Origin of the sequence: Streptomyces sp. MST-110588 (assembly GCF_022695595.1) — a bacterium.
Lineage (GTDB): Bacteria > Actinomycetota > Actinomycetes > Streptomycetales > Streptomycetaceae > Streptomyces.
Window position 1 is genome coordinate 7,671,163 of record NZ_CP074380.1, and the last position, 25,416, is coordinate 7,696,578.

At 70.1% G+C, this 25,416-nt stretch carries 20 protein-coding genes and 4 pseudogenes; 10 read left to right on the top strand and 14 right to left on the bottom strand.

The window, feature by feature from the left end:
- Window positions 1-397: 397 nt before the first annotated feature.
- The 3 genes from KGS77_RS33340 (at window position 398) to KGS77_RS33350 (ending at window position 3,182) form a co-directional block, all read left to right on the top strand.
- Window positions 398-775, top strand: a complete 378-nt coding sequence (locus KGS77_RS33340) for a hypothetical protein (protein ID WP_242587036.1) — start codon at window positions 398-400, stop codon at window positions 773-775.
- 410 nt (window positions 776-1,185) lie between these two features.
- Window positions 1,186-1,848, top strand: a complete 663-nt coding sequence (locus tag KGS77_RS33345) for a helix-turn-helix domain-containing protein (RefSeq protein ID WP_242587037.1) — start codon at window positions 1,186-1,188, stop codon at window positions 1,846-1,848.
- On the top strand, window positions 1,845-3,182 hold the full coding sequence (locus tag KGS77_RS33350; protein ID WP_242587038.1) for an MFS transporter: 1,338 nt from the start codon (window positions 1,845-1,847) through the stop codon (window positions 3,180-3,182). The genes KGS77_RS33345 and KGS77_RS33350 overlap by 4 nt, the downstream gene beginning before the upstream one ends.
- Before the next feature lie 72 nt (window positions 3,183-3,254).
- On the opposite strand, the gene KGS77_RS33355 is transcribed toward KGS77_RS33350, so the two are convergent.
- Entirely contained in the window at window positions 3,255-3,491 is a 237-nt protein-coding gene (locus tag KGS77_RS33355; protein ID WP_242587039.1) for a transposase, read from the bottom strand.
- Window positions 3,492-4,032: 541 nt separating this feature from the next.
- Between KGS77_RS33355 and KGS77_RS33360 the strand changes: the two genes are divergently transcribed.
- Both KGS77_RS33360 and KGS77_RS33365 read left to right on the top strand, forming a co-directional pair.
- Window positions 4,033-5,073, top strand: coding sequence for a hypothetical protein (locus tag KGS77_RS33360; protein WP_242587040.1), 1,041 nt, complete (start codon window positions 4,033-4,035; stop codon window positions 5,071-5,073).
- A 112-nt stretch (window positions 5,074-5,185) separates the two neighbouring features.
- Window positions 5,186-5,779, top strand: coding sequence for a hypothetical protein (locus KGS77_RS33365; protein ID WP_242587041.1), 594 nt, complete (start codon window positions 5,186-5,188; stop codon window positions 5,777-5,779).
- A gap of 121 nt (window positions 5,780-5,900) precedes the next feature.
- Here the strand turns inward: KGS77_RS33365 and KGS77_RS34765 are convergent, their stop codons facing one another.
- The 3 genes and pseudogenes from KGS77_RS34765 to KGS77_RS33375 all read right to left on the bottom strand — a co-directional run bounded on the left by KGS77_RS34765 (window position 5,901) and on the right by KGS77_RS33375 (window position 7,434).
- On the bottom strand, window positions 5,901-6,035 hold the full coding sequence (locus KGS77_RS34765; RefSeq protein WP_277994297.1) for a hypothetical protein: 135 nt from the start codon (window positions 6,033-6,035) through the stop codon (window positions 5,901-5,903).
- A 481-nt stretch (window positions 6,036-6,516) separates the two neighbouring features.
- Window positions 6,517-6,745, bottom strand: a pseudogene (locus KGS77_RS33370) (IS5/IS1182 family transposase); the annotation flags it as partial.
- Window positions 6,746-6,822: 77 nt separating this feature from the next.
- Window positions 6,823-7,434, bottom strand: a complete 612-nt coding sequence (locus KGS77_RS33375) for a GNAT family protein (RefSeq protein ID WP_242587042.1) — start codon at window positions 7,432-7,434, stop codon at window positions 6,823-6,825.
- Between the two features lie 139 nt (window positions 7,435-7,573).
- Between KGS77_RS33375 and KGS77_RS33380 the strand changes: the two genes are divergently transcribed.
- Window positions 7,574-7,915 carry a hypothetical protein gene (locus KGS77_RS33380; protein WP_242587043.1) on the top strand — a complete coding sequence of 114 codons (342 nt, stop codon included), beginning with the start codon at window positions 7,574-7,576 and terminating at the stop codon, window positions 7,913-7,915.
- A gap of 127 nt (window positions 7,916-8,042) precedes the next feature.
- Here KGS77_RS33380 and KGS77_RS33385 read toward each other — a convergent pair whose 3' ends face one another.
- Entirely contained in the window at window positions 8,043-8,618 is a 576-nt protein-coding gene (locus KGS77_RS33385; protein ID WP_242587044.1) for a hypothetical protein, read from the bottom strand.
- Between the two features lie 28 nt (window positions 8,619-8,646).
- The gene (locus KGS77_RS33390; protein WP_242587045.1) at window positions 8,647-9,420 is read right to left on the bottom strand and encodes a hypothetical protein; all 774 of its coding nucleotides are present in this window, start codon (window positions 9,418-9,420) and stop codon (window positions 8,647-8,649) included.
- A 400-nt stretch (window positions 9,421-9,820) separates the two neighbouring features.
- Here KGS77_RS33390 and KGS77_RS33395 point away from each other — a divergent pair.
- Window positions 9,821-10,048, top strand: a pseudogene (locus KGS77_RS33395) (YbaK/EbsC family protein); the annotation flags it as partial.
- A 148-nt stretch (window positions 10,049-10,196) separates the two neighbouring features.
- Here the strand turns inward: KGS77_RS33395 and KGS77_RS33400 are convergent.
- Together KGS77_RS33400 and KGS77_RS33405 are read right to left on the bottom strand one after the other, a co-directional pair.
- Complete coding sequence (locus tag KGS77_RS33400; RefSeq protein ID WP_242587046.1) at window positions 10,197-11,687, bottom strand: carboxylesterase family protein; 1,491 nt, start codon at window positions 11,685-11,687, stop codon at window positions 10,197-10,199.
- Window positions 11,688-11,709: 22 nt separating this feature from the next.
- Window positions 11,710-12,624, bottom strand: a complete 915-nt coding sequence (locus KGS77_RS33405; protein ID WP_242587047.1) for an MBL fold metallo-hydrolase — start codon at window positions 12,622-12,624, stop codon at window positions 11,710-11,712.
- Between the two features lie 564 nt (window positions 12,625-13,188).
- Here KGS77_RS33405 and KGS77_RS33410 point away from each other — a divergent pair.
- Window positions 13,189-15,960 (top strand): LuxR family transcriptional regulator, encoded by a 2,772-nt coding sequence (locus KGS77_RS33410; RefSeq protein ID WP_242587048.1) that lies wholly within the window; start codon window positions 13,189-13,191, stop codon window positions 15,958-15,960.
- A 117-nt stretch (window positions 15,961-16,077) separates the two neighbouring features.
- On the opposite strand, the pseudogene KGS77_RS33415 reads toward KGS77_RS33410, so the two are convergent.
- From KGS77_RS33415 to KGS77_RS33435, 5 genes and pseudogenes are all read right to left on the bottom strand, one after another.
- Window positions 16,078-16,301: pseudogene (locus KGS77_RS33415) on the bottom strand (gamma-glutamyltransferase); the annotation flags it as partial.
- A gap of 259 nt (window positions 16,302-16,560) precedes the next feature.
- The gene (gene lmr(A), locus KGS77_RS33420; RefSeq protein ID WP_242587049.1) at window positions 16,561-17,979 is read right to left on the bottom strand and encodes a lincomycin efflux MFS transporter Lmr(A); all 1,419 of its coding nucleotides are present in this window, start codon (window positions 17,977-17,979) and stop codon (window positions 16,561-16,563) included.
- Between the two features lie 602 nt (window positions 17,980-18,581).
- A complete protein-coding gene (locus KGS77_RS33425) occupies window positions 18,582-20,105 on the bottom strand; it encodes an aldehyde dehydrogenase family protein (protein ID WP_242587050.1) in 1,524 nt (507 codons plus the stop codon).
- 168 nt (window positions 20,106-20,273) lie between these two features.
- Window positions 20,274-21,281, bottom strand: a complete 1,008-nt coding sequence (locus tag KGS77_RS33430) for a DUF6114 domain-containing protein (protein WP_242587051.1) — start codon at window positions 21,279-21,281, stop codon at window positions 20,274-20,276.
- Window positions 21,272-21,829, bottom strand: a complete 558-nt coding sequence (locus tag KGS77_RS33435) for a DUF6230 family protein (protein ID WP_242587831.1) — start codon at window positions 21,827-21,829, stop codon at window positions 21,272-21,274. Before KGS77_RS33435 ends, KGS77_RS33430 begins: the two co-directional genes overlap by 10 nt.
- Before the next feature lie 223 nt (window positions 21,830-22,052).
- On the opposite strand from KGS77_RS33435, the gene KGS77_RS33440 reads away from it, so the two are divergent.
- Window positions 22,053-22,709: a TetR/AcrR family transcriptional regulator gene (locus KGS77_RS33440; protein ID WP_242587052.1), complete on the top strand. Its 657-nt coding sequence runs from the start codon at window positions 22,053-22,055 to the stop codon at window positions 22,707-22,709.
- 369 nt (window positions 22,710-23,078) lie between these two features.
- On the opposite strand, the pseudogene KGS77_RS33445 reads toward KGS77_RS33440, so the two are convergent.
- Window positions 23,079-23,770, bottom strand: a pseudogene (locus KGS77_RS33445) (hypothetical protein); the annotation flags it as partial.
- 353 nt (window positions 23,771-24,123) lie between these two features.
- On the opposite strand from KGS77_RS33445, the gene KGS77_RS33450 reads away from it, so the two are divergent.
- Window positions 24,124-25,296, top strand: a complete 1,173-nt coding sequence (locus tag KGS77_RS33450) for an acyl-CoA dehydrogenase family protein (RefSeq protein WP_242587053.1) — start codon at window positions 24,124-24,126, stop codon at window positions 25,294-25,296.
- The last annotated feature ends 120 nt before the right edge of the window (window positions 25,297-25,416 follow it).

Sequence of the window (25,416 nt, forward strand, 5' to 3'; positions counted from 1 at the left end):
GCCGTCCGCGGGCCAGGACAGCGCCTTGATCCACTCGGTGCCGACATCCGCGTACCGCTGCGCTTTTCCGATGTCCGGATCGGTCGTGTGGAAGTGGTGGTGAGGATCACCGGATCCATGAACCACTCGGCATCGGACATGCCCCTGGTGAACTTGGAAGGGCAAGAGGACAGCCGCCGCCCTGAAGGCCCAACGGCCGGAATTCCGCCCCTGTGGACGTATGCTGTCGCAACTCGCGAACAGAGCTGGCTACCCGCAGCTCGTGCCCGATCACCAGCTCCATGCCGGGCCACGAGTACCGACCTGCCCTTGTCGTTCAAAACTGCCACATGCCCCGTTCGTCCGAGATCTGGGAATCACATGGACTGCCGCAGAGCTGCCGTGCTCTACTCACCTGATGAGCTTGTCGGTGGATGTCTTCGTCATCGCCCCGGACGGGCAGACGCAGGTGCTCGACGTGCCGCCAGGCTGTTCAGACCTGGCCGGTTTCGAGGACTGGCGCACCCGCGTGTGGGGCTCGCAGGCGGTCCGATCGCTGGGAGCCCGGTTCTTCCCGGTCCTGGCCGACGGCGACTTGCGAGTCGAGGCCGACCAGGTTCCGGCCTTCGTGGCCGAGTGCGTCCTGCTGCGTGAGAACCTGGAGCGGATCGTGACGGAGACCGTGCCCGTCCGCACGGTCGAGGAGCACAGGCAGGCGATCTCCGGACGGTTGGCGAACATCGAGGATGCCGCCCGCAGAGCACAGGAGACGGACGGCGGCATCCTCATCTGGTGACGCCCCCGCGCTGGGGCCCAGGTGGTCGGCAAACCCGTCCAGTAGGGCGCGGTCGGCGTGAATACGCGGCGCCCGGAGCCGTAACCCGAATGCAGCCCGGGCGATGATCACCAGGCGGCGTACCGCGTCGCCGTACACCGCCATGCGCTGCAACTGGTCGAACGCTTCGAGGTACGCACAGGGCTCGCTGGCGGAGGTGGCGCCCTTCAAGTTCTGAGCGTGTCGGGTTCCTGACGCCGCTTTATAGGCATGATCTGACGTCGATCCGGCCGCTCGCCGCCCACTTGCCGATCTTGCTCAACAATCAAGTCGGTAGATAAGCACCAGCATCTCGCAACCCGGTCGAACCGCAAAGAGTTCTTCGCGAAGACCCCTTTGCGAAGAACTCTTTGCGGTCTACCGTGTGTCGTATGACTGATGCAATGGAGAGCGCCGATGGCTCCGCCGAAGAGAACTCGGTTGTTCTGGACGCCAAGGGGCTGCGTGCCCTCGCACATCCGCTGCGCGTGCAGTTGGTCGGGTTGCTGCGGAAGTACGGCCCGTCGACGGCCACCCGCCTCGCGGAGCGGCTGGGCGTGAATTCCGGGACGGCCAGCTATCACCTGCGCCAGCTCGGTGCGGCGGGTTTCGTCGAGGAGGTCACAGAGCGTGGCAACGCACGAGAGCGCTGGTGGCGTTCGGTTCATCAAACGACGGAGTTCAACACCCGGGACCTGGCCGACCGGGAGCCCGAGGCCGCACTGGCGTTTCTGCAGTCCGTCGCAGCCACCTACACCTTGCGGACTCAGCGGACGCTGAACGAGCTGCAGACGCTGCCTCATGCGTGGCGGGACACCTTCGACATGAGCGACTGTGCCCTACGGCTCACCCCTGAGGAAGCGATCTCCCTGGGACAAGAGTTGAGGGCCGTCATCGTCCGCTACCGGAGAGATACCCCAGACGCGGTGGCCAGTGCCCCGAAGGGGGCCGAACGGGTCGGCGTCATCACGCAGATCCTGCCCGAACTAGTTGTACCTGCCGCGTCGTCGCTCCCTTCCGACCCTACGGAAGCGGAAGGAAATCCGACGTCATGACCGACGACGCCACCGAGGCCGGCGGCATACCCGGCAAGAGGTCCTTACGGCCGCTGGGCGGGGTGCTGGCGGCCATGATCGTGTCGCTGACCGGCACGCGGATCTCCGTTGTGGCACTGCCCTGGTTCGTCCTCGTCACCACCGGCAGCGCCACCCGGACCGGACTGGTCGCCTTCTGCGAAATGGCGCCCTGCGTGGTGGTCAAGGCGCTCACCGGGCCGCTGGTCGACCGGATCGGTCCGCGGGCCGTTTCCTGGATCACCGATCTGGCCAGCGCGACCGCCGCCGCCGCGGTTCCCCTGCTCCACGCCCTGGACCTGCTGTCCTTTCCGCTTCTGCTAGCTCTGGTCGCGCTGATCGGCGCGGCCCGGGGACCCGGCGACCTGGCCAAGGAGGTGATGGTCCCGGAAGCGGCCGAGCGCGGCCGGGTGCCGCTGGAGCGGGCCACCGGTCTGGCCGGTGTGATCGAGCGGCTCGCCGCTACCGTCGGCCTGGCGGTCGGCGGGTCCCTGGTGGCGCTGCTCGGTCCGCTGACCGGACTCGCCGTCAACGCGGGCTGCTTCGCCCTCGGATCGGTGATCATCAAATTGGCGCTGCCTCGCGGCATGGGACACGCGGCCGAGGAAGCCCCCTCGCCGGCCGGGGGAACCGAACCGGGCTACTGGCGGCGGTTCGGTGAAGGCTTCACCTTCCTGCGCGGCGAGCCGCTGCTGCTCATCGTCATCATCATGTGCGGCCTCACCAACCTGCTGGACGCGGCGATCACCTCGGTGCTCGTACCCGTCTGGGCCAGGGAATCCGGCACCGGGCCGACCGCGATCGGTGTGATGGGCAGCGTGATGGGGGCCGCGGCGGTCGGCGGGAGCCTGATCGTCGCGGTGGTCGCGCACCGGCTGCGGCGGCGGGTGGTGGTTCTCACCGGGTTCCTGCTGGCCGGGGCACCGAGATTCCTGATCCTCGCCTTCGATGCCCCGTTGGGAATGGTACTGGCCGTCTTCGCGGTCAGTGGGTTCGGTGCCGGCTTCGTCAACCCGGTGTTGGGAGCCGTCCTCGTCGAGCGGGTGCCGCGCCGGATGCTGGGCCGGGTCAACGCGCTCGGTGACGCGCTGGCCTGGGCCGGTATCCCTCTCGGTGGGCTGATCGCCGGGGCGGCGGTGACCGCTGTCGGACTCGTGCCGGTGCTGCTCGCCTGCGGCACCGCTTACTTCCTCACCACGAATCTGGCTGGACTGCGGCCGGAATGGTGCGAGATGGACCGTACGCGTAGCCGGGGCGTGGCGAAGCCGCATTCCAAGGCAGACGCCTCACAAGACACTGTGAATGCAGCGACATGACGTCCGCGGGAGGGAGGTGGAGCGTCTGGTTTCCTTCCCTCTCCCGCCGCTCCTTCTGACCTCGCCCACGCTTCACGCACGCTCAGATGACTTGATCCGCTTGATGCGGGGCAGCAGGTCGAAGTTCAGCAGCCGGGTGATGCCAATCCCGATTTCCGACTGGCCACGCGAGTCCGTGTAATTGGCCTCGACGTCCATGGTGGTTTCGTGCCGCATCGTGCCCCGACCGTCGCGGCGACCTCGGAGGCGGTGCACCTCCCTGGCCTTGAAGTGGTCCTGGGGCCCGCTCGTCGACCAGAGGAGCGCCACCCACCCCGCCACCTTCGTCAACCCCATCGGCTGACCAACGCCGCCCGTGCCGCCGGGCCCGGGCGTTCCGCCAGGCAGAACGGGCGGAACGGCCGCGTACATCGCGGACTGCCGTGGCTCACGTAGGCGGGAATTGCGTAATGCGTTACGTAGATCGCGCCCGAACGGTTCGGTGACGCCGTCCTCGCACTTAGCGTCGACGGCGTGAGCCAAGAACATCTCTGGGCGGGGCTGGCTCGGAGTGTGAAGACGAGCAAGGAGAAACGATGACGTCGTGGCGTAACCGCATCACGGCGGGGCTCGCTGTTGGTGTCGCGACGGTCACTGTCCCGCCAACCGCCACCACCGCTTCTACTGCCGCCGCCTGGGAAATCGCCGACGGTGAAAGCTACCCCCAGGGGAAGGCGTTCTATGAACTCAACGCCAAGATCGAGTACGGGTACGACCGCTGCTTTATAGGAGGTGGCGGTCTCGAAACACGACGAACGTCAACCTGTTGCTGCCCTGGCGGTGGCACTTGGGATCCGAGAGGTTCTGCTGGATGAAGATTCGCCGCGCCCTGACGGCCGCCGCAGCGGCTGCCGTGATAGCGCCCGCCGCCGTACTGGCCGCGCCCGCAGCCGCGTTCGCAACGGAGCCGGTGCCCAAGGCCGGTCCCCGCGCGCCCGCTTCACCCGACTCCACCGATGCCGCGACACCGGCGGACCGGCCGGTGAAGCCGTCGAAATCCGCCGCGACCGCCGAAGGGAACACTGAGGGCACCACCGGCGCGGGCGGTGCCACAGGTGGAGGCAAGGATGCCGGCGGCGCCGATGGTACGGGTCAGCCCTGCGCGTTCGAGTCCGGTCAGTTGCAGGTGGCCGTCCACGGGCTGCCGTCCCGGCTGACGGCGGGCGGCGCCTGGACTCCCTTCTCCATGACGCTCACCAACACCACCGGCAAGCCGTTGGAGAAGGTCCAGCCCTTCCTGCTCGTGTCCTCCGCCGAAAATGTCGACCGGCCGTACTGGGAACTGGATACCGAGTACCGCGACGCCAAGACGGGACGGTGGAAGACCTTCCACGACGCGGAGCCCGACGACCTGTTCGGCTTCTTTGCCGTCGGCCCGCGCAGCACCATCACGCTCCAACTGCGCACCCGCGCGGTCAAGGACGCCAAGCCCGGCGCCGGGTACGCGCTCGCCGCAGGTGACTACCGCAACCGCGACGGTGCCTGTGGCTCGGCCAAGGAAGCCTGGTACGACTTCACCATCCTCCCCGCGAGCGCGAAGCCGACGCAGCACCCGACCAGCAAGCCGGGTGGTCCGGGCAAGCCGGGTAAGGCGGGTGAGCCGGGCAAGCCCGGTGGCACGGCCGAGCCCAGCCAGAGCGCCGCATCCGGCGGCGGTACGGGTGGCTCCGATTCCACCGGTGGCCTCAGCCAACAGAGCAGCGCCCACCTCGCCACGACCGGCTCCTCATCCGCGCTCCCGGTGATCGCTCTCATCGGCGGAGCCGCGACGGTGGTCGGCGCGGGTGCGGTCATCGCCGTACGCCGTCGGAAGGGCGCGGCCGGCCCGGACGCCACGGACGTCACCGCGTAAGCCCAACGCACCTCTCCACGAACCTGATAACCCAAAGGATCCACCGCCTCAGACCTCAATGGCACTGGAAACACAGGCTCCAGGGGCCCGAAGAACCAGGAAAGAGAACTTCATGAAACTGCACCGCGCTCTGTCGGCCTCGGCCGCGACGGCCGCCCTGATCCCCATGGCGGTGGCCGCCGCGCCCGCCTCCCAGGCGTCCCCTGCCGCGGACATCCCGCAGTGCTCCGAGATCGGGAGCCCCCACAGCAACAACGTCCTCGTGGGCCGCTCATTCGGCATACCCGCATCGGTCGCTCTCGGCACTCACTGGACGACTTACACCGCCACGCTCACCAACACCTCGGCAAAGGAGCTGAAGTCCTTCGAACTCAGAGGCAAGCTGGGCAGTTACGTCTACAACGAGGGCGAGCGCGATCTGAGCCCGTACGGCGATCTGCAGTACTGGGACACCTCGCAGCGCACCTGGAAGACGCTGCGCCAGGCCGATGGAAAAGCCGGCGGCACCATCCCCGCCCCGAAGACGCTCGAGCCCCGCGAGTCCGTCCACGTGCAACTGCGGTTCAGAGTGAGCAAAGACCTGCCCCTGGACCACACGTACGACGCGTTCACCGGCCTCACCGGCACCTTTGTCGACCGCTACCGCGACATGGACTGCACGGCCCACGGCGACGCCGACGGCGGCTTCTATCCCCGCAAGGGCTGAAACCTGCGATCGGTCGCCCTATGGCCAGGTCGACTGGTGATCGGCAGCCGTACGCACCGACGGCCATCGACGCCCACCGCTCTGCCGAAGCCACTTCCACCTGCCCGGATACCAGAGACATCTACCGACACCCAGGACCACCCGTGGCGATGATCCGGGCCAAAAACCGCTCCAGCAGTTCCAGGAAGTGGCGCAGGTCGTCCGCCGCCTTGTCGAGTACGGGCTTATCCAGCGATGCCGCCCGCGTCCGGTGCACCGAGCCTCCCAGGGCCCACGCCATAAGGCAGGCCGCCGGGCCGGGGATCCTTGTAGGTTCCGAGATCTGCGCCTCCAGCGATGGCCGTGGCGGTACGAAGGCGAATGCGGCAGCCAGGGAGGCTCGGCAGTCTGAACAGAGCTGAGCCCAACGATTTGCAGTGAGGCAAGGCCGGATATGTGGCCGATGTATTGAGGTATTGAGGTCCATACTGCCCGTGCCCCGCCTACAGGGCGTCGGTCCGTATGTGGTCTGGGCTTTGGCCTCTGCCACCGAAGTTTGAGGTGCGGAGCGGTGCAAGGGTGAGCGCTGCGCTGGGTGGCGTCAGGGCTGAGGTGCCGGGAGCACGGGTGAGCTGTTCATCCAGGCCGCTGAGGCCCCCCTTGCCGCGCGGAAGTCAGCCGGTTTCGGGGCCTGGCATCGCGGGTGGAACGGGCGTACTGGGTGACCGTGTCGGGTGCGTGACGACCGGGTCTTCGGTGCCCCGCACGTGGTCCGGTCGCGTCCGCGGGTGGCCGCGGACAGGACGCGGGACACGGATACGGCCAAGCGCCGGGATCAACTGCGGCGCGTCACGCCACTGCCCGGGCGTGACCAGGATGGCGGCGGACGGCACCGGCCATCGCTCGCCAGGTAAACCTTCGTCGTAAGGCAACCCACCCTGTGTGAACGGCCGGTTCCTCATCCGGACGGTGTCCGGAAGAACGTCGATCACGGTCCATGACCTTACGGGCGGGTCTGACGGACCACTCGGCGGCATCTCTTCCGGCTCCACTGCCGCCGCCATCTACCGGCCGGGGTTCCCGCCTTCCTCTGGTCGCATGACGATCCGCTCACGGCGGCGGCTCCACTCGTCCGCGCTCACGGAGTTCAGGTTGCAGTCCCGCCACGCACCGTTGATGAACACATGATTGCGGCGTATTTCGTCGGTGACGAATCCCAGCTTGCCGACCGCGCCGTGCTCATCGAGTGCTTTGATCCTCGGCTCGTTGTCCAGGGGAATCCATCCGGCGACGCGTTGGACCCCGAGTTCGTGGAAGGCGAAGTCGAGAATCACGCGATGCGCGTCGGTGCTGTAGCCGTGCCCCCATTCGTCCGCGGCGATGGCGCAGCCGATGTCCTGGCCCTGGGACCCGGAGTGCACAAGGCGGATGAAGCCGATCGCGCGGTCGTCGTCCAGCTTGGTGACGGCCAGGTAGAACTCTGTCCGCGGGGACGACTGCGAACTTCGGATCGCGGCCTCGATCCTGGCCCGGGTCTCGTCACGGGTGCGACTGTCGAACGACAGCCATTTGGTGACGCGGTCGTCGCCGAATACGCGCTGCATGTCATCGACGTCATCTAGGGTGAAGTCGCGCACCACGACTCTGTCACCGACCAGCCTGAGGGGGTACGACAACGGGCCTCCCTCCCTGTCGATCCGTCGGCTCCACGCACCACTGCACGCCGTCACCCAGCCGTATTCGAGCTGACTGGCCCAGCCCCGACAAGGGAGCGGCCACAGTTCTGGGCAGCCGGCGTGTGGCAGGCGGGAGACCATGCTCCGTCGATCGGGCTTCACCGCAGAAGCTCACGCTCAAGACCGGAAGCTTGTGGTCGGCCTCCTCGAACAGCTCAGCGTGGGCCGCCCGGCCGAGGGCCCGTCAGCCGACGCGGCAGAGTTCGACGGTGTGCCGCATGCCGCGGGTGTCCTCCATGGACGTACGCGACAGCTCTCCCTCTTCGCGTTCCTGACCGACCTGCCCGACTCCGCGCTCACCAGCACCTCGGACGTCGTGGCCGGGGCCGCCTTGGCCTGCCTCGCATCCGCCCTGTGGAGGTCCACCAGGACGGCGACCCCACGGAGGAGTACCCTCACAGGCCACGCCCGCACCAACTGACCCCGTACGGCCGGCGGATACCCCGGCCACCGTGACGGCGCGGTCGCCATCTTCGCGACCGCGCCGTGGCCCCGCCGGCCTCGGGCCGGATCGCCTTGCGGCTCAGCCGACCGGATCGCCTTGCGGCTCAGCCGACCAGGTCGGCCCAGGAGCGCGGGCGGAAGGTCTGGGCATTGCCGAAGGGGTCGTCGAAGGTGATGCCGTGCCGGACGGCCACCAGGTACGCCCGCCGTTCCGTGGTGTCCCGCATGCGGATGGATCCGGTGTACTCCTCGTCGGCGATCCAGGAGTCACCGGCCCCGGCGATGTCCATGCGCAGGGCGAACCGGATCTCCTCGTCGTACACCTTGATCTGCTTCACCCTGCGCATGCTGTTGCTGGAGCCGGTCGCGGAGAAGTAGTGGTAGTTCCCCTTGCGCTGGACCGGCCGGGACCAGGCGCCGCTCCCGACGCGGAACAGCAGCGGGGGCCCCTCGCCGAACCAGCCCGTGAGGCTCTCGTCGATGTCGCCCTCGGCGTCGAACTTGAACTGCACGACGTCGTTGCGCGAGATCGAGTCCTTGGGGCTGAAGTCCTTGTTCTCCCAGCGGCCCACGGGGTAGAAGCGGTCCCCGCCACGCTTGTGCCAGTACAGGATGAACGGCATCTGGCCGCCGAGCCGCTTGGGCTTGTTGTCGCGGTCCTTGAAGTGGATGAACGGCATGACGCTCCTTCCGGGTGGGTGACGCGGGCTACGGCCGGGAGCGGACCTGTGCGGTGACGTCCCGTGTGTCGGCGTCCCGGCTCCACTGCTCGGGGAGCAGTACGGCCGGGAACGTCAGCACGCCGTCCTGTTCCTCGACCCACCGCGACCTGAGTTCGGCCAGTTCGCTCAGTGCGCCGCCGGCCCGGCCGGGGATCGGGGCCTCACGTACCCGGATCACGTCGGACAGGTCGCCCTCCACACCCGGCGCGTCCACCTCACCGCTGAACTTGCCGATGAACGCCTGCCCGAGGAAACGACGCATGTAGATGAAGTTGCCGTCGAGGCGCCGCATCACCGGTGACAGCTCCAGCCAGGAGCAGTAGCCGGGCGGAATGATGACGGTCAGGTAGTCCTTGAAGGTGGTCTCCTTGCTCCAGGTCATGGAGAACGAGGTGGTCACCGATACCTTGACGATGTCGAAGAAGCCCGCTTCGACGGTGGAGGAGATCTCGAAGGTGTGCGAGGTGCCGATGGTCTCCTCGCCACCGATCTGCCGCTCGATGGGGTTACTGGTCTCGTTGCAGACCGCCCTGCCCAGCCTGGTGGCCGGGCCGAAGCGGTACGACATCACGTCCCAGCGGCCGGCCACACCGTAGCCCGTGCCGGCGTCCCCGACAGGATCCACCCAGTGGCTGTCCGGCACCTCCCTCGGAAGGATGACCGGGGTCCGCTCCGGGAAGTCGAAATGACTCCCGAAGCCCAGTCGGTACATGGTGTTCCGGAGCTCGGTCAGGTCCGGTTCCCGTTCCAGCAGTGTCACGAGGGTCTCCCAGACGGTGATGAGGGCTGCTCACCCGAGCGGGACCCGCTGCCGACGAGAAGCCCCGGACAGGTGAGCGCGGGACGGTGCACCGCCCGGCTCCACCGGCGGGGCCGGGTGAGCCGGGCTGCGGAACGAAGATGCTGCGGGACGGGGACGTTGGCCAAGGTGGGCAACGTGCCGCGTCACCTCGCAGTCTCCGGCGCAGCGGGCAGCGCACACAGTCCGCATCCGGCCAAGCATGCCGGTCGGCAGCACAGAAGTACGGGCACGCCCCGTCCGGGCATGCCGACGACGCCTTCCCTCGACTTCCTCGACCGACGCGGGATTCCGTCAGTCCCTGTGAATGCTCCGCGTCCCCTCCTCGGCACTTCGCTGAGCCCGGGCCACGACCCCTGACGTCGTCCGCACACACCGGGGCGCCCGCAAGGTGTCGTTCGCCGCGATGGACACGGCCGTGGCCGAGACCGGCATGGAGTACGGCGGCACCACTCCGATCGGCCTGCCCGGCACATGGCCCTTCCTGATCGACGAGGCCGTTGTCGCGACCCCGTACGTCCTGACCGGCAGCGGGCGACGCTGCGGAAAGCTCATTCTGCCCGGCAGCGCACTCGCACAGCTCCCCGGCGACGAGAAGCTCCCGGACTTCTGCGTGAACGTCCATCAGCGGGCTCGGCGGTGTGGTGGTGCCCGTCGCGCGGGTGACGGTGATTTCGATGACGCCCCGTTGCGCATTGACGTAAGGGGGCTTGTAGCGCTGGGCTGAGCGCCGCTGGTCAGCTCCAGGCCTGACGTTCCTGGCTGCGGGGGTCCTCGACCTGGGTCCACTCGGCGTCGATGTGCATGGTGGACCTGCGGTCGGTGTCGTACGGGTCCCAGCCGGGGTCGCCGCTCCTGGCGAACCGGACCCAGCTCTCGTGCATGCGGGCGGCGAGCCCCTCAGGGGGCCGGCCGGGGCCGAGCAGGGCGGCGGGGCCGAGCAGCGGAGGCAGGTGCGTGAGGTCGAAGACGAAGGGCAGCTCGACCGTGTGGGTGGCGCCGAGCTGTCCGTCCAGGGCGTGGGAGCGCCAGGCGAACTCGTAGGCGTAGGTCGCGGACTGCGGGTGGGCGGCATGTGCGCCGGCCAGGGCCCGGCTGCCCGCGCCGAACAGCGCGTCGCCCATGATGGCGGAGCGCAGCTCGCCAAAGGACGCCTCGGGGCGTGTCGCGCGGTAGGTCCTGACGAGTCGGACCGGATCGGGGTGTGAGCGGGCCGCCGCGTCGTCGACGTCTTCGGCGGTCGCGGTGGCGTACTTGTTCACGGGGACCAGGTAGAGGTTTCCCTCCTCGGTGTTGGTCCCGATGAGCAGGTCGATGCCGGCGCCGCGGCCGGCGGCGACGGATTCGGCGGGCTGGGTGTCAAGGACCAGGCTGAAGGGGCTGAGTCCGATCAACGGGTCGCGATGGGCCCTGGTCCGCAGGTCGATGCCCGTGAGCCGGGAGGCGGCCTCGACCAGACGCTCGTCGGGGATCTCGGCGAAGGCGTCGGGGTGGGGGTCGATGCCAAGGGTCTTGGCCGCCGCCCGGGTGACGCGGGCGGCCTGCTCGGTGGTGAACGCGCCCAGGCCGTTGCCGCTTTGGACGATCGCCCGGCGGAACAGGCCGGCGGCCTCGGGGGTGGCGAGGACGCCGCCGACGATGGTCGCCCCGGCCGACTGGCCGAAGAGGGTGACGTGGTACGGGTCACCGCCGAAGGCGGCGATGTTCTCCCGGACCCAGCGCAGGGCGGCGACGACGTCCAGCAGGCCGCGGTTGGCGGGTGCTCCGGGAAGGTCGAGGAACCCGGCGATGCCGAGGCGGTAGTTGAGGGTGACGAGGACGACGCCGTCCCGGGCGAAGGCGGTGCCGTCGTACAGTGCGGACCGCGTCGATCCGGCGACGAAGCCGCCGCCGTGGACGAACACCATGACGGGCAGGCCGCCCTGGGCCGCGGCGGGCGTCCAGACGTTGACGGTGAGGTAGTCCTCGCCGCGGCTCCAGCCGGTGCCGAAGTAGGGGGTCATGTCCACGTTGCCGAGCGTGCGCTCGGACTGCGGCGCGTTCGGTCCCGGCACGGTGGCGTCCCGTACGCCGTCCCACGGCTCGTGCGGTCGCGGCGGCGCGAACCGGCCGGCGCCGCGGGGCGGGGCCGCGTAGGGGATGTTCAGGAAAGCGGTGGTGTCGCCCTGGCGCAGGCCGCGGACGGCTCCCTGTGCGGTGGTCACGACGGGGTCGGGGTGGTGGCTCATGTCTGGTGTCTCTCCGCGGGCCTCAGGCCTGCTCGGTGTACGGGGCGAAGGGTGCCCAGCCCTTGATGGCGAACGCCTCTCCCTCGCGGACGACTTCGGCGGCGCCATGGCCGCCGAGGTGCGCGGGGAAGACGAGGGCGTTGGTGTCGGCCGCCGAGCCCAGGAGCTTGCGGCGGGTGGCGCGGGCTTCGGCGGGGTCCTCGCAGAAGCAACTGTTGGCGTCGGGCTCGTGGATCTGGAGCGGGCTGTGCACCAGGTCGCCGACGAAGAGGGCCCGGTCGGAGCCGGACTCCAGCCGCAGTACCGACGAACCCGGGGTGTGACCGGGTGCGAGGTCCAGGCTCAGGTTGCCGTCGATCCGGTGGCTGTCTTCCCACAGGTGGGTCAGGCCGGCCGCGTGCACGGGGGCGACGCTGTCCTCGAAGACGTTCTGGTTGCCTCGGCCGAGCAGGGTCTCGATCTCGTTGGCGGGGTTCCAGTAGTCGAAGTCCGCCTTGGCCATCAGGTAGGTGGCGTTGGGGAACGTCGGCACCCAGGTCCGGCCGTCGAGGCAGGTGTTCCAGCCGACGTGGTCGACGTGCAGGTGCGTGTTGACCACGATGTCGACGTCCTCGGGGCGGACCCCGGCGCGGGCGAGGCTGCCCAGGAAGCCGGTGTTCAGCCGGCTCCACACCGGCGCGTACGGGCGCTCCTTGTGGTTTCCGACGCCGGTGTCGACCAGAATGGTCTTGCCCTCGCTGCGCAGCACCCAGGTCTGGATCGCGGAGTTCACGATGTTGGTCTCGGCGTCCAGGAAGTCCGGGACCAGCCAGGAACGGTGGGTCTCCCACGCCTCCGCCGGGCTCTGCGGGATGAACGCCTCGGGCGTCAGGTCGACAGGACCGTAGTACTCCCGGACACGGGTCACGGTGACGTCGCCCAGGGTGATGGTGTCCACGATTCTCTCCAGTTCGATCGGTTCCGCGTGCTCGGGCCGCGGGCGCGGGCGAGACACGGATGGGCATCTGCTCATGACGGGTACGGGGTGCGCGCCCCTGCGGGGGCCGTGCACCGGTGGAAGCAGGGCCGTACCGTGCGCGTCCGTTCGTGGACGGCCCTGCTCGGCCATCGTGCGTTGCTCCGGGCGTGCCGCGGTATGCGTCACGTGACTGCACCTGGGCACAGCAGTCCTTGCGCTGATCCGGACGCGGCGCGGCGCGAGAACCGCAGGAGCCGTGCGTCGGCCGCCTCGGTGACCCCGGTGGCGTACGCGGCGCCGTTCTCCTGCGGATGGCCCCCGGACACGTTGGCCAGGCTCCGTGCGTGGTCGGCCCCGGCTTCCGGCGGTTCCAGCAGGCGGCGGGCGCGATCACGAGTGACAGCAGGCGGCGGGTGCGATCACGACGGCCGCGCTGAGGAATGAGCGGTTTGAGCGGGTGGGGGAGCGGCGGACGTGCCCTGCGGAAGGACTCCGGTGCCTGGTCGAGATCAAAGGCCGTGCGTATCAGTGGAAAATACTGAGATGGCTCAAGGGAACCAGCGCTCGACACGTGATCGCGGTCTGCCGGTGGTGGGCCGGGAAACCGAGACCGCGGACATCATGCGGCGGGTCGCTTCCGGCCGGTCCCGCAGCGAGGTGTTGATCCTGGCGGGTGACCCCGGTGTCGGCAAGAGCGTGCTGCTCGATCTCGTGACCGACCGCGCGCGGCGCGAAGGGGGCCGGGTCCTGCGCGCGGTCGGCAGCGAGTCCGAGGCACACCTGGGATTCGCGGGGCTCCATCAGATGCTTCGCCCCGTGCTCGACGGACTGGAGCGCCTGCCGCCGCGGCAGCGCACCGCGCTCCGGGCCGTCCTGGGCCTGGACGACTGCCCCGAGGCCCCTGACGGCATGCTCGTCGCTCTGGCGGTTCTCACCTTGGTGTCGGATCTGGCCGAACCGGCGCCGCTGCTCATGGTGGTCGACGACGCCCAGTGGATCGACCGTGCGTCGCTGGACGTGCTCTCCTTCGTGGCCCGACGCATGGACAGCGAACCCGTCACGCTGCTGGTGGGGGTGCGGGCCGCGGCCACGCTGCCCGGGCTCGACAAGGGCTACGAGCGCCTGGAGATCGGTCCGCTCAGCGCCGAGGCGGCGGCCCGGCTGCTCGACCGGCAGCCGACGCCGCCCACCGGGCGCACTCGTGTACGGATCCTGCGGGAGGCGGCCGGCAACCCGTTGGCCCTCGTCGAACTCGCCCGCGCCGCCGCGACCCGACGGCCCGATGGCAGCGGCACGGCGGGCCCGCTGCCCGTCACCGACCGGCTGGAGCGGATCTTCACTGGGCACGCGGAGTCCCTGCCGGAAGCGACCCGCCGTTCGCTCCTGCTCCTCGCAGCCGCCGACTCGATGGATGTGCCGACGGCCTCCCGGGAACTGCCCGAGGCCGGCGACAAGGCGTGGGTGCCCGCGGAACGGGCCGGTCTCATACGTCAGGACGGCCCCTGGATCTCCTTCCGCCACCCGCTCATCCGCTCTGCCGTCTACCACGCCGCGTCCTTCGGGGAACGCAGACAAGCACATCTCGCTCTCGCCGAGTTGCTGAGCGAGGAACCCGACCGCCGCGCCTGGCACCTCGCCGCCGCGAGTACCCGCCCCGCCGAAGACGTGTCGGCCGCCCTGCGGCAAACGGCCGACCGGGCCCGGCGCCGGGGCGGCTACGCAGCCGCGGCTGCGGCACTGGAGCGCGCCGCGGAGCTGAGCCCGCGCCGCGCGGACCAGGCGCGGCTGCTGACCGAGGCCGCCGTCACGGCCGTCTTCACAGGTCAGCTCGGCTGGGTGGAACACCTGGCCGCCGAGGTCCGTGAGCGCAGCGACGACCCGGACCTGATCAGCAGGGCCTCGCTGGCCGTCGGGCAACTCATGAGCTTGCGCCGGCACCACACGGCGGCCTTCGCCCTGCTGGTCCGCCTCGCCGGCGAGGCGGCGGCGGCCCGGTCGCCCCGCGTGCTGGACGCGCTCGCCGCAGCCGCGGTGGTCCGCTACTACTCGGGCGAGCAGTCTCAGCGACAGCAGATCGAGGACCTGCTCCCCGCCACGCCGGACTCCGCCGCCAGGGGCGCCCTGCACGCCTGGGTGCCGGTAGTCTCCGACCCCAACGGCGCGGGAGCCTCCCTCGTCCCGGAGCTGCCCCGGCTCATCACCGAGGCCAGGGACGACGCCACCGGTCTGACCGCGCTCGCGATCGTGGCCTGGCTCCTGGACCAGACCACTCTCGCCGCCAGGACCTTCGACGAGGCGTTCGGCCGATGGCAGACCCATGGTCCTGTGCCGGCCGGACTGGGATGCGCGGCCGGCTGGACCTACCTGGAGCAGGGCCGGTGGGCCGACGCCCGCTCGGTGGCCGCCGAGTTCTCGACGGTGGCGTCGACGGCCGGACTGGACCACGCCGAGGCGTGTGCCAAGGCGCTCGACGCGACCGTGCTCGCGCTGCTCGGCCGGCCGGCCGACGCCCGCCGGGCCGCCGGGCGGGCGCTGGCCCTCGTCGACCCGCTGGAAAGCCGCTCCGTCGCGGTCTTCGCACGTCGGGCTCTGGGCCTGGCGGCCGTGGCCGAGGGCGACTACGACACCGCGTACGCGCAGTTCCGCTCCGCCTTCACCGACGACGGCGATCCGGTGCACTACCACGTCTCCTACACCGTCCTGGCCGAACTCGCTGCGGCGGCCGTCCGCCGAGGGCGACAGCAGGACGCCGCCGAGCTGGTGGAACGGTCGGCGCGGCACCTGGGCAGGGGAATGTCGGCACGGATCACCGCACTGGTCGACCGAGCCCGCGCCCTGCTCGCCGAACCGGAGCACGCGGAACCGTACTTCCAGGCGGCGTTGGCCGACGACGCGGGCGAGCAACGGCCGTTCGAACGGGCGCAGACACAGTTGGACTACGGTGAGTGGCTCAGGAGGCAACGTCGTATCGCAGCCGCCCGCCCCCTGCTGACCACGGCACTCGACACCTTCCAGCGGCTCGGCGCACGGCCCTGGGCCGAGCGGGCGAAGGCGGAACTGCGGGCCGCGGGCGTCGAGGCCGCCGGTAGCGTGGTGCCCAGTGCCTTCACCGAACTGAGTTCCCAGCAACAACAGATCGTCCAGCTTGCCGCCCGCGGCCTGACGAACCGTGAGATCGGAGAGAAGCTCTTCCTCTCACCCCGCACGGTCGGCTCCCACCTCTACCGAGTCTTCCCGAAACTGGGCATCATCGCCCGGTCACAGCTCCGCGACGTGGTCGAAGGCACCCTGCCGGGCACCGGTGACCAGATCTGAGACGGCAGCGTCGCGGAAGCGGGAACCGGCTTTGGGGGCGGCGCCGTTCGCCAGGTAGATCTGCCCCGAGCCGGTCCACTCGGCGCTGAAGAGCGGGGCCAGTACGTCGGCCGCGTGGGCGGTCTCCGGGAGGAGCGGGTAGCCCTCTTCGCGTAGGTGACGGCCGGTGCGAGGACGTCCGCGAGGCGCAGGGTGCCGAACTCCGCCAGCAGCCGCAGCCAGCCGCCGAAGGCGCCCGGCACGCAGGCGGGGAGCAGGCCCGAGCCCGGGACGTGGTCCAGGCCGAGGCCGGCGAAGGCCCGCGGCGTCGCCGCGCGGGGCATGGGGGCCTGGCCACAGATCTCGACGGCGTCCTGCGCCCCCGCGGGCAGGGCGACGATGGAGACGCCCGTATTCCACGGAACTTATCCGGGAGTCGGCGCGGCCCGCACCGCCACGGTCTCTCGATTTCCGGTGCATTACCGCGAACAGGGAATCGGTGATCGGCGGCGGGGGCAAGCCTCGGGGGAGTGCGGACGCGCGAGGGCCCGCGCCCGGCGGATGGTGCCGGACGCGGGCCCTCGACCGCTGGGCTGCCGCGGTCTCCATTACGCGGTGCGGTCAGTCCTGCGGCTCCTGCGGCTCCTGTGGGGCGGCGAGACGTCGGCGCGGGGACATGGCCAGAAAGGCGACGACGGCCGCGATCAGACCGGCCGCGGCGAGACCGTACGCCACGGTGAACGGGTCCCAGCCGCCGCTGAGGTGGGGCGAGAAGCCGACGCTGACGTAGACGGCGATGCCGCTCGCGCCGCCGAGCTGGTCGGCGCAGCGCTGCACCCCGGACGCCACGCCCGCGTCGGCCTCGGTGACCGCGTGCAGGGCGGCGTTCTGGAGGGCGACCAGGCCGGTGGCCATCCCGCAGGCGAGCAGGATCATGCCGGGGAAGACGCTGGTGACGAGCGAGTCGTCACTGGGCAGCAGGGCGAAGCAGCCGGCGCCGAGGGCCGCGAGCACCATGCCGAGCACCGCCGCACCGGTGGTGCCGATGCGTTCGATGAGGCGGGGCACGAGGGTCGAGGCGAGGATGAGGCTGACCGCGAGGGGCAGGAAGGAGAGTCCCGCCTCGATGGGGGACAGGTCGCGCTCTTCCTGAAGGTGCATGGTCAGCAGGAAGAAGGAGGTCGACAGGGCGGCGCTGAGCAGGACCGTGGCGCCGTTGGCGACGATGCGGACGCGGTTCTTGAAGAACGTCAGGGGCACCAGGGGCTGGGGCGTGCGCCGTTCGACGGCGACGAACGCGGTCGCGCACGCCACGGCGGCGAGCAGGCTCCCGAGGGCGAGCGGCAGCCGGGGCTCGTCCTCGCCCAGCTCGATGACGCCGAAGATGAGCAGCAGCGGCGCGGTCGTGAAGAGCAGTGCGCCGGGCAGGTCGATGGGGGCGCGGTCGCTCGTCCCGTCCTTCTTGACCAGCAGCAGCACGGCGGCGAGGACGAGGCTGACGAGGGGAAGGTTGATCAGGAAGATCCAGCGCCAGGTGAAGAGCTGGGTGATGACACCGGAGAGCAGGAAGCCGAGGACCAGGCCGACGCTCGCGACCGACGCCCATACGCTCAACGCCTTGGAACGGGCGGCGGGTTCAGGGAAGAGCAGCGCGATGAGCGACATCGCGGCGGGCAGGGAGAGGGCCTCGCCGGCGCCCTGCCCGAACCGTGCGAGCACGAGCAGCTCCAGATTCGGGGCGAGACCCGCGGTCAGGGACGACGCGCCGAAGAGGAAGGCGCCGAGCAGGAGGGTCCGCCGCCGCCCGAAGAGGTCGGCGATGCGCCCGCCCACCATGAGCAGACCGCCGCCCATGACGGTGTATCCCGTGACGACCCAGGTGAGATGGCGGGTGTCGACGTCGAAGCTGTCGCGGATGGCGGGCAGGGCGATGTTCACGACGGTCACGTCGACCGCGATGAGGAGCTGGAGCACGGCGAGGAGGACGAGGGTGACCCAGCGGGAGCGGGACAGGGTGGTGGCGTGAGCCGGCACGGACATGGAGAGAACAACTCCGGTTTCCAGGGAGGCGTGCGCGCAAGCACGGGGAGCACAGGGACGGGAAAGGACCTGCTGCGCGACCGGCGCGATCTGCGAACCCCCGCGTCCGCGGCCGTCGACCCTCGCAGCACACCGAGGGCTCACCACCGCGACGGAAGCCGATCACCCGCTGGGGCACGCCTGTTTGTGGCTACGGCTGTGCCGGGGCCGGCCCGTCATCGCACGGGCAGTCTGCCGGTCGTTCCCTGGAAATCTCTAAATTCCGCTCACGGGCGCCACTTTAACAGCACCGTGGGCCGCCGATGACGGCCACTTCCGGCTTGAACTACGTGGACGCAGCCGCGTACGGCACAACTTGGGCGCGGGCACGGAAGTACGTCCTGACGCGCACGGAACTCGCCTCCGGGCCGGCCGAGCGGCCCTACGAGCTCCGGCATGCCCGGAGCTCGTTCGGCTGTACTCCGGTGTGGACCCGGCCGAATGTGCTCGCCGCGCGGGCCAGAGCATCGCGGTCCTCTTCCGCCACTACGCCAAGTTCCTGGACGGCGTCCGGGAGCAGGCCAACCGTCTCATCGAGCAGTCGATGGCCTTTTTCCGTGCCTCTAGAAGAAGCCGAGCTTCTTCGGCGAGTACGACACCAGGAGGTTCTTCGTCTGCTGGTAGTGGGCCAGCATCATTTTGTGGGTTTCGCGTCCTATGCCGGACTGTTTGTAGCCGCCGAAGGCGGCATGGGCGGGGTAGCTGTGGAAATTGTTGACCCAGACCCGGCCGGCTTGGATGGCGCGGCCGGCGCGGTAGGCGGTGGAGCCGTCGCGGGTCCAGACGCCTGCGCCGAGGCCGTAGAGCGTGTCGTTGGCGAGGGTGATGGCTTCGTCGAAGTCGGTGAAGGGGGTGACCGCCACGACCGGGCCGAAGATTTCTTCCTGGAAGACGCGCATGTCGTTGGTGCCTTCCAGGATGGTCGGGCGGACGTAGTAGCCGCCTTCCAGTTCGCCTCCGAGTTCGGCGCGGGTGCCGCCGGTCAGGACGCGGGCGCCTTCCTTCTGGCCGATGTCCAGGTAGGAGAGGATCTTTTCCAACTGGTCGTTGGATGCCTGCGCGCCGATCATGGTGTCGGTGTCCAGAGGGTGGCCCTGGATGATCTGTTCCGTACGGGATACGCCGGCGTTGAGGAAGTCCTGGTAGTGGCCGCGCTGGATGAGGGCGCGGGAGGGGCAGGTGCAGACTTCGCCCTGGTTGAGGGCGAACATGGTGAAGCCTTCCAGGGCCTTGTCGTAGAAGTCGTCGGCGGCGGCCGAGACGTCGTCGAAGAAGAGGTTGGGGCTCTTGCCGCCCAGTTCGAGGGTGACGGGCTTGAGGTTCTCCGAGGCGTACTGCATGATCAGGCGCCCGGTCGTGGTCTCGCCGGTGAACGCTATCTTGGCCACCCGTGGGCTGGAGGCCAGCGGGCGTCCGGCCTCCGCGCCGAAGCCGTTGACGATGTTGACGACGCCCGGCGGCAGCAGGTCGGCGATCAGGCTCATCCAGAAGTGGACGGAGGCGGGGGTCTGTTCGGCGGGCTTGAGGACGACGGCGTTGCCCGCGGCGAGGGCCGGGGCGAGCTTCCAAGTCGCCATGAGGACGGGGAAGTTCCAGGGGATGATCTGGGCCACGACGCCGAGCGGCTCGTGGAAGTGGTACGCGACGGTGTCCTCGTCGATCTCCGAGAGGCTGCCTTCCTGGGCACGGAGGGCGCCCGCGAAGTAGCGGAAGTGGTCGATGGCGAGCGGGATGTCGGCGGCCAGGGTCTCCCGTACGGGCTTGCCGTTCTCCCAGCTCTCGGCGACCGCGAGGGCCTGGAGGTTCTCCTCCATGCGGTCGGCGATCCGGTGGAGGACCAGGGCCCGCTCGGCCGGGGCGGTACGGCCCCAGGCGGGGGCGGCGGCGTGTGCGGCGTCCAGCGCGCGCTCCACGTCCTCGGCCGTGCCGCGCGCGACCTCGGTGAAGGGCTGTCCGTTGACCGGGGTGGGGTTCTCGAAGTAGCCGCCCTTGGCGGGCGGGACGTAGGCGCCGCCGATCCAGTGGTCGTAGCGGGGCTGGTAGGACATCACGGCGTCGGCGGACCCGGGGCTGGCGTAGCGAGGCATGGGGCGGTCTTCCCATCGTCGGATCGGGGTGCGTACGCCGATGGTGCTCTTGCGGGCGTGGGGCGTAAAGGCCCCGTCGCTGTCATGTGGGTGGGGGAGGGGGCGATCAGGTGCGCCCTTGCGTGCGCCCGGAACCGTACGTCCGGGGAAGCGCGGCCGGGACGGGGGTCACGGCTCTCCCGCTTTGAGTGTCAGCCCGTCGGCGACGATCAGGTCGGAGGTCACCAGGGCCTGCTCGGCGTTCACGTTCGTCATGTAGACGAACGGCGGGACGACCGGCGGCACGGGCAGGGTGTCCGGGGTGAAGGTCAGGCAGATCAGTCCTTGCAGACAGCCGCTGAACTTGGTGAGGTACAGCGTTACATTGCCGCTGAGGTTGAGGTTCTTGGCGCCGAGGCCGAGCTGCGGGCCTTGGCCGTCACGGGTCCGCAGCCGGTAGTCGGTGAGGGAGGCGGCCTTCATCCGGAGCACCATCGCCTTGACCGGGCCACGGGCGGTCTGCACCTCCGTGACGCCGGCCAGGAGGAAGCCCTGCGGTGCGAACCTCGCCGTGGTCACCGTCGGCGGGACGGCCGCGGCGGTGATGCCGGCCGCCTGCGCGGGCGCGGCCGGGGTCCCGACGGCTGCCAGGAGGACGACCGGCAGTGCGACGGCCAGGGATTTGCTGCCGGTGGGGCCGGTGGGGCTGTCGGGGCTACCAGGGGGGTTCGTTTGGCTGGCTTCGGCGGTTCGGTGTCCGGTTCCGTTCTCGTGCGCGCTCCCGTTTCCGGTTCCGGCTTTCTGCTCGTCGCGTACGGGAGTCCAGCCGAACCCCATGGCGCCGCCCGCGATCCCCAGGCCCATGCCCACCAGGAAGCCGCCCAGATTGGTGGCCGCGAAGGAGAGCACCGACAGGATCAGCGCGTTGACGCTCACGTAGTGGTGCGCGGCCGGCTTCCACCACAGGAACAGCCCGGCCACGATCAGGGCCAGCCCGATGCCCAGCGCGGCCAGGCCGCCGAGCCCCAGGCTGACCAGGACCGTCAGCGGGGACAGTGGTACGAGCAGCATCTCGGCGCCGCCCAGTACGAGCAGCAGCCCGGCCCAGAACGGCCGGGTCCGCCGCCACCCGCGCAGTGCCGCCCGCTGCCGAGGCCAGGGCAGCGCGCGATCCAGCCACCCGGCGGTCAGAAGCACTTCTTGCCGCCGAGGCTCACGTTCAGCCGCAGCCCCTTGAGGCGGAAGTTGCCGCCGGTGGCCGACCAGGCGTGCGACTTGACGCCGGCGACCTCGACGTTCCCGGCCTGGAGCCCGAACTTGCCCTTCTCACCCCTGACGCCGGGCACCTGGTCGAGGGTGGAGGCGTCCCGGCCGATCTGGGCCGTGCCGAAGCGGGCGTCGCCCACCAGGTCCTCGGCGTCGATGACGAGGTTGTCGGCGGTCACCGTACCGGCGTCGCCGCCCGCCGTGAGCTTGAAGACCACTGTGCCGAGCGGGGTGTCCACCTCGGCGGCCTGGCAGATGTCGCTCAGTTCCGCCTTGCCCAAGCCGAGCAGCGAGACCGGGTGGCCCTTGCCGCCCGCGTCACGGTCGGTCTCGACGTACGAGGCCAGTCCCTGGCTGGTCAGCTTGCCGGAGGTGACCTGGAAGTGGGTGCCCGATACGGCGAAGGAGGCGGCCAGCGCGCCTTCGGCCATCACCGAGGCCATCGCCGCGACCGCCAGGACCGCGGGAAGGGCCACCACCGCGGTCTTCTTCCACGCCGTTCTGCCCTGCGGCAACGGCCGGCTCTTCTTGCTCACTGTTTCCTCCCCGGGGCAGCGATGGAACGGCCGCGAGCGCGCGGCCGTGGACGAGTGCGAGCGCGCAAGGGAAGTGCTGTGTCGAGCCGCTACGGGGTGAGGGCGCGGGTGGCGTGGCTCTGCCATACTGCGCCAGACCCGTGGCAGTTGGAGACTAGGGCTGATTTTGAATAATAGTCAACAGCGCGGACCGCTCGTCCCGCCGGCCGCCCGCACCTCCGCGCGCTCGCAGGCACGTCGCGGCGAACTCATCGCCATCGGCCGGAAGTTGTTCGCCGACACCTCCTACGACGCGCTGTCCATGGACGACATCGCCCGCCAGGCCGGTGTCGCCAAGGGCCTGATCTACTACTACTTCAAGAACAAGCGCGGGTATTACCTGGCCATCATCGAGGACTCCGTCGCCGAACTGGTGCAGCGCGCCGGCAGCACCCATGATCTGCCACCTGCCGAACGCGTGCAGCGCACCATCGACGGCTATCTGCGGTACGCCCAGCACCACCAGGCCGCCTACCGGGCGATCGTCACGGGCGGGGTGGGCTTCGACGCGGAGGTCATGGCCATCCGCGACGAGGTACGCGAACGGCTGCTGGTCACCATCGCGCACGCCGCGTGGAGCCGTACGGACGTGCCGCCGCTGGCCCGTACGGCGCTCATCGGCTGGCTCTCCAGCGTCGAGGGCGTCACGCTCGACTGGATCGCCCGGCGGGAGCTGGAGCGCGGGACGGTCGCTGCGCTGCTCGTACGCGGGCTGGGTAATACGCTGCGGCTGATCGAGGAGTTCGAGCCGCGGTGTCCGGCGCCGCCGTACCCGGGGCTGTGACCGCGTACCCGGGGCTGTGGCCGCGCGCCGGGGGCTGTGGCCGCGCACCGGCGCCGGCGATCCGGGCGTGGGCAGGGCTCGGCGGCCGAGGGCCGACGGCCGGGCTCGATGGCCGGGGTCGGGTTTCGGACGTCCGGGCGAAAGACCTGCCTTGGTGGTGTGAAGCGGCATCAGCGGGTAGGCGCACGTCCATGCCCCGCCCGGACCGGTGTGTGCGAGAGGGTCCGGGGCGTCCCGTCCGGCTCGGGCCGGGACGCGAGGGGCACCCGGCGACGGGCAACGCCGGGGGACATGGGCGGGCCGCCGCCGTGAGTGATCACGACGGCGGCCCGTGTCCTGGGCCGTCCGGCCCGTCCGCTACCGGATGGCCTCTTCGATGCCCGTTTCGTACGTGTCCGGTGCCGCGCCGTTCGCCGTACCGCCCGGCGTGGACCGGGTGACGCCCTTCCGGTCGCGCCCGTAGAAGCCAAGGCCCAGCAGCAGCTTGCCGGGTGGAATGCCCGCGCCCGTCAGCTTCTTGACCGTGGAGGTGGTGTCGGAACCGGCCTTGGTTATGCCGTTGTAGGAGGTCGGCGGTGAATGCGGGGCCGGCTTGCGCAGTTGGTTGACGTTGCCGCGCAGCGCGCCGGCGTCCCAGGTGTCCGCCTTGCCGTCGACGCTCCGGTCGGCGGTGTACGCCTTGTCGTGGTCGGCGTAGGCGTCACCGATGGTGCATCTGCCGCTCTGGCCGTTGCCGAACGCGTAGTTGATGTGGGTGAGCCGGTCGGCCGATTCGGAGGTCCAGATGGCCTTGACAGGGTAATTGCGTCCGTACACACCCCAGTTGGTGAAGTCGCCGACCACCTTGCCGCCCGCCGCCGACGGCGCGGGGCGCAGGGAGTCGGCAGCCGGTGCGGCGGGCGCGGGCGCTCCGGAAGAGGTGGGGCGGGGGCCGGCGTCCGGCCGGGGGAGGAGGCGGCGGCCGGGCCGGTGAGCAGCGCGCCGGCCAGTGCCGTCGTACGCACCGAGGTCGTCGTGGGCAGGAGGCGGCGCCACGCGCGCCTTTGGAGGACGGGGAGCATGTCATCTCCTCCGAGGGGACCGAAGGGAAGAAGCGGGGGAATGTGCCCTTGAATTGGCATGAACGCGTTGAGTGTTGCCGGAAGGTGAGAGGTCCAGACGGCTCGGTCAATGGTCCGGACCAATTTTCCGGCCGCGGTGTTCCTTCGGCGGCAGCCCTCGCGATCATGATCGAACCGGTGGCCGAACAGTGACGTCAGGCCCCGGATCGGGCATACTCCTAGCGCCACAGCCGCAGGTCATGGCCCTTCGCGACCCGGCGGGAGATGATCGGCTGAGCATCACGGAAACCGGCGGCGGCGCCCTACCCCCAGCGCACGCTGCCGCAGCGCCCGACAGGGAGGAGAGCGCCGCCATGACCGAATACGGCCCCCGGCCGGTGGACCGCAGGCTGCCCACGGAAGAAGCCCGCGATCTGTTGTCGCTCGTACGCGACCTCGCCGAGCGGGAAATCGCGCCCGTAGCCGCCGAGCAGGAAGAAGCAGGGCATTTCCCCCGCGACACCTTCAAACTCCTCTCGGAATCGGGCCTGCTGTCCCTCCCGTACTCCGAGGAGTTCGGTGGCGGGGAGCAGCCCTACGAGGTCTACCTCCAGGTCCTGGAAGAGCTCGCCGCCGCCCGGCTCACCGTCGGCCTCGGCGTGAGCGTCCACACCCTCGCCTGCCACGCGCTCGCCGGTTACGGCACCAAGGAGCAGCGCGCCGAACACCTCCCCGCCATGCTCGGCGGCGGCCTCCTCGGCGCGTACTGCCTCTCCGAGCCCTCCTCCGGGTCCGACGCCGCGTCGCTGACCACCCGCGCCACCCGCGACGGAGACAGTTGGACCATCAACGGCACCAAGGCGTGGATCACCCACGGCGGCATCGCCGACTTCTACACCGTCCTGGCCCGTACGGGCGGCGAGGGCGCCCGCGGCATCACCGCCTTCCTCGTCCCCGGTGACGCGGAGGGTCTGAGCGCGGCGGCACCCGAGCGCAAGATGGGCATGAAGGGCTCGCCCACCGCCCAGTTGCACTTCGACGGCGTACGGGTTCCCGACGCGCGCCGGATCGGCGAGGAGGGCCAGGGCTTCAGCATCGCCCTGTCGGCACTGGACTCCGGACGGCTGGGCATCGCCGCCTGTGCCATCGGCGTCGCCCAGGCCGCCCTGGACACGGCGCTGGCCTACACCGCCTCGCGTCGGCAGTTCGGCCGGCCCGTCGCCGACTTCCAGGGCCTGCGCTTCCTGCTGGCCGACATGGCCACCCAGATAGAGGCGGGCCGCGCCCTGTACCTCGCCGCCGCCCGGCTGCGCGACGCCGGCGCTCCCTTCTCCAAGGAAGCGGCCATGGCCAAGCTCTTCTGCACCGACACCGCGATGCATGTCACCACCGACGCCGTCCAGCTCCTCGGCGGATACGGCTACACCTTGGACTTCCCCGCCGAGCGCTACATGCGCGAGGCCAAGGTGCTGCAGATCGTCGAGGGCACCAACCAGATCCAGCGCATGGTCATCGGCCGCCACCTCGCCGGGCCCGAGACCCGCTGACGGAGGCGCCGCACCGCCGCCCGGCCCTTGCCGTCGCCCGGTTCGGGCTGTCGCTCGGTTTGTGCCGTCGCTCGGCTGCTCATGCTGTCATCCGCACCGCGCCGGTCTCGGCACGGCCGG

Excerpts from the sequence above, each read along its gene's own strand:
- KGS77_RS33365 (WP_242587041.1), top strand. The coding sequence starts at position 5,186 with ATGAAACTGCACCGCGCTCTGTCGGCCTCGGCCGCGACGGCCGCCCTG.
- KGS77_RS33400 (WP_242587046.1), bottom strand. The coding sequence starts at position 11,687 with ATGAGCCACCACCCCGACCCCGTCGTGACCACCGCACAGGGAGCCGTC.
- KGS77_RS33345 (WP_242587037.1), top strand. The coding sequence starts at position 1,186 with ATGACTGATGCAATGGAGAGCGCCGATGGCTCCGCCGAAGAGAACTCG.
- KGS77_RS33340 (WP_242587036.1), top strand. The coding sequence starts at position 398 with ATGAGCTTGTCGGTGGATGTCTTCGTCATCGCCCCGGACGGGCAGACG.
- KGS77_RS33410 (WP_242587048.1), top strand. The coding sequence starts at position 13,189 with ATGGCTCAAGGGAACCAGCGCTCGACACGTGATCGCGGTCTGCCGGTG.
- KGS77_RS33380 (WP_242587043.1), top strand. The coding sequence starts at position 7,574 with ATGCTCCGTCGATCGGGCTTCACCGCAGAAGCTCACGCTCAAGACCGG.
- KGS77_RS33350 (WP_242587038.1), top strand. The coding sequence starts at position 1,845 with ATGACCGACGACGCCACCGAGGCCGGCGGCATACCCGGCAAGAGGTCC.
- KGS77_RS33385 (WP_242587044.1), bottom strand. The coding sequence starts at position 8,618 with ATGCCGTTCATCCACTTCAAGGACCGCGACAACAAGCCCAAGCGGCTC.
- KGS77_RS33360 (WP_242587040.1), top strand. The coding sequence starts at position 4,033 with ATGAAGATTCGCCGCGCCCTGACGGCCGCCGCAGCGGCTGCCGTGATA.
- KGS77_RS33450 (WP_242587053.1), top strand. The coding sequence starts at position 24,124 with ATGACCGAATACGGCCCCCGGCCGGTGGACCGCAGGCTGCCCACGGAA.
- KGS77_RS33425 (WP_242587050.1), bottom strand. The coding sequence starts at position 20,105 with ATGCCTCGCTACGCCAGCCCCGGGTCCGCCGACGCCGTGATGTCCTAC.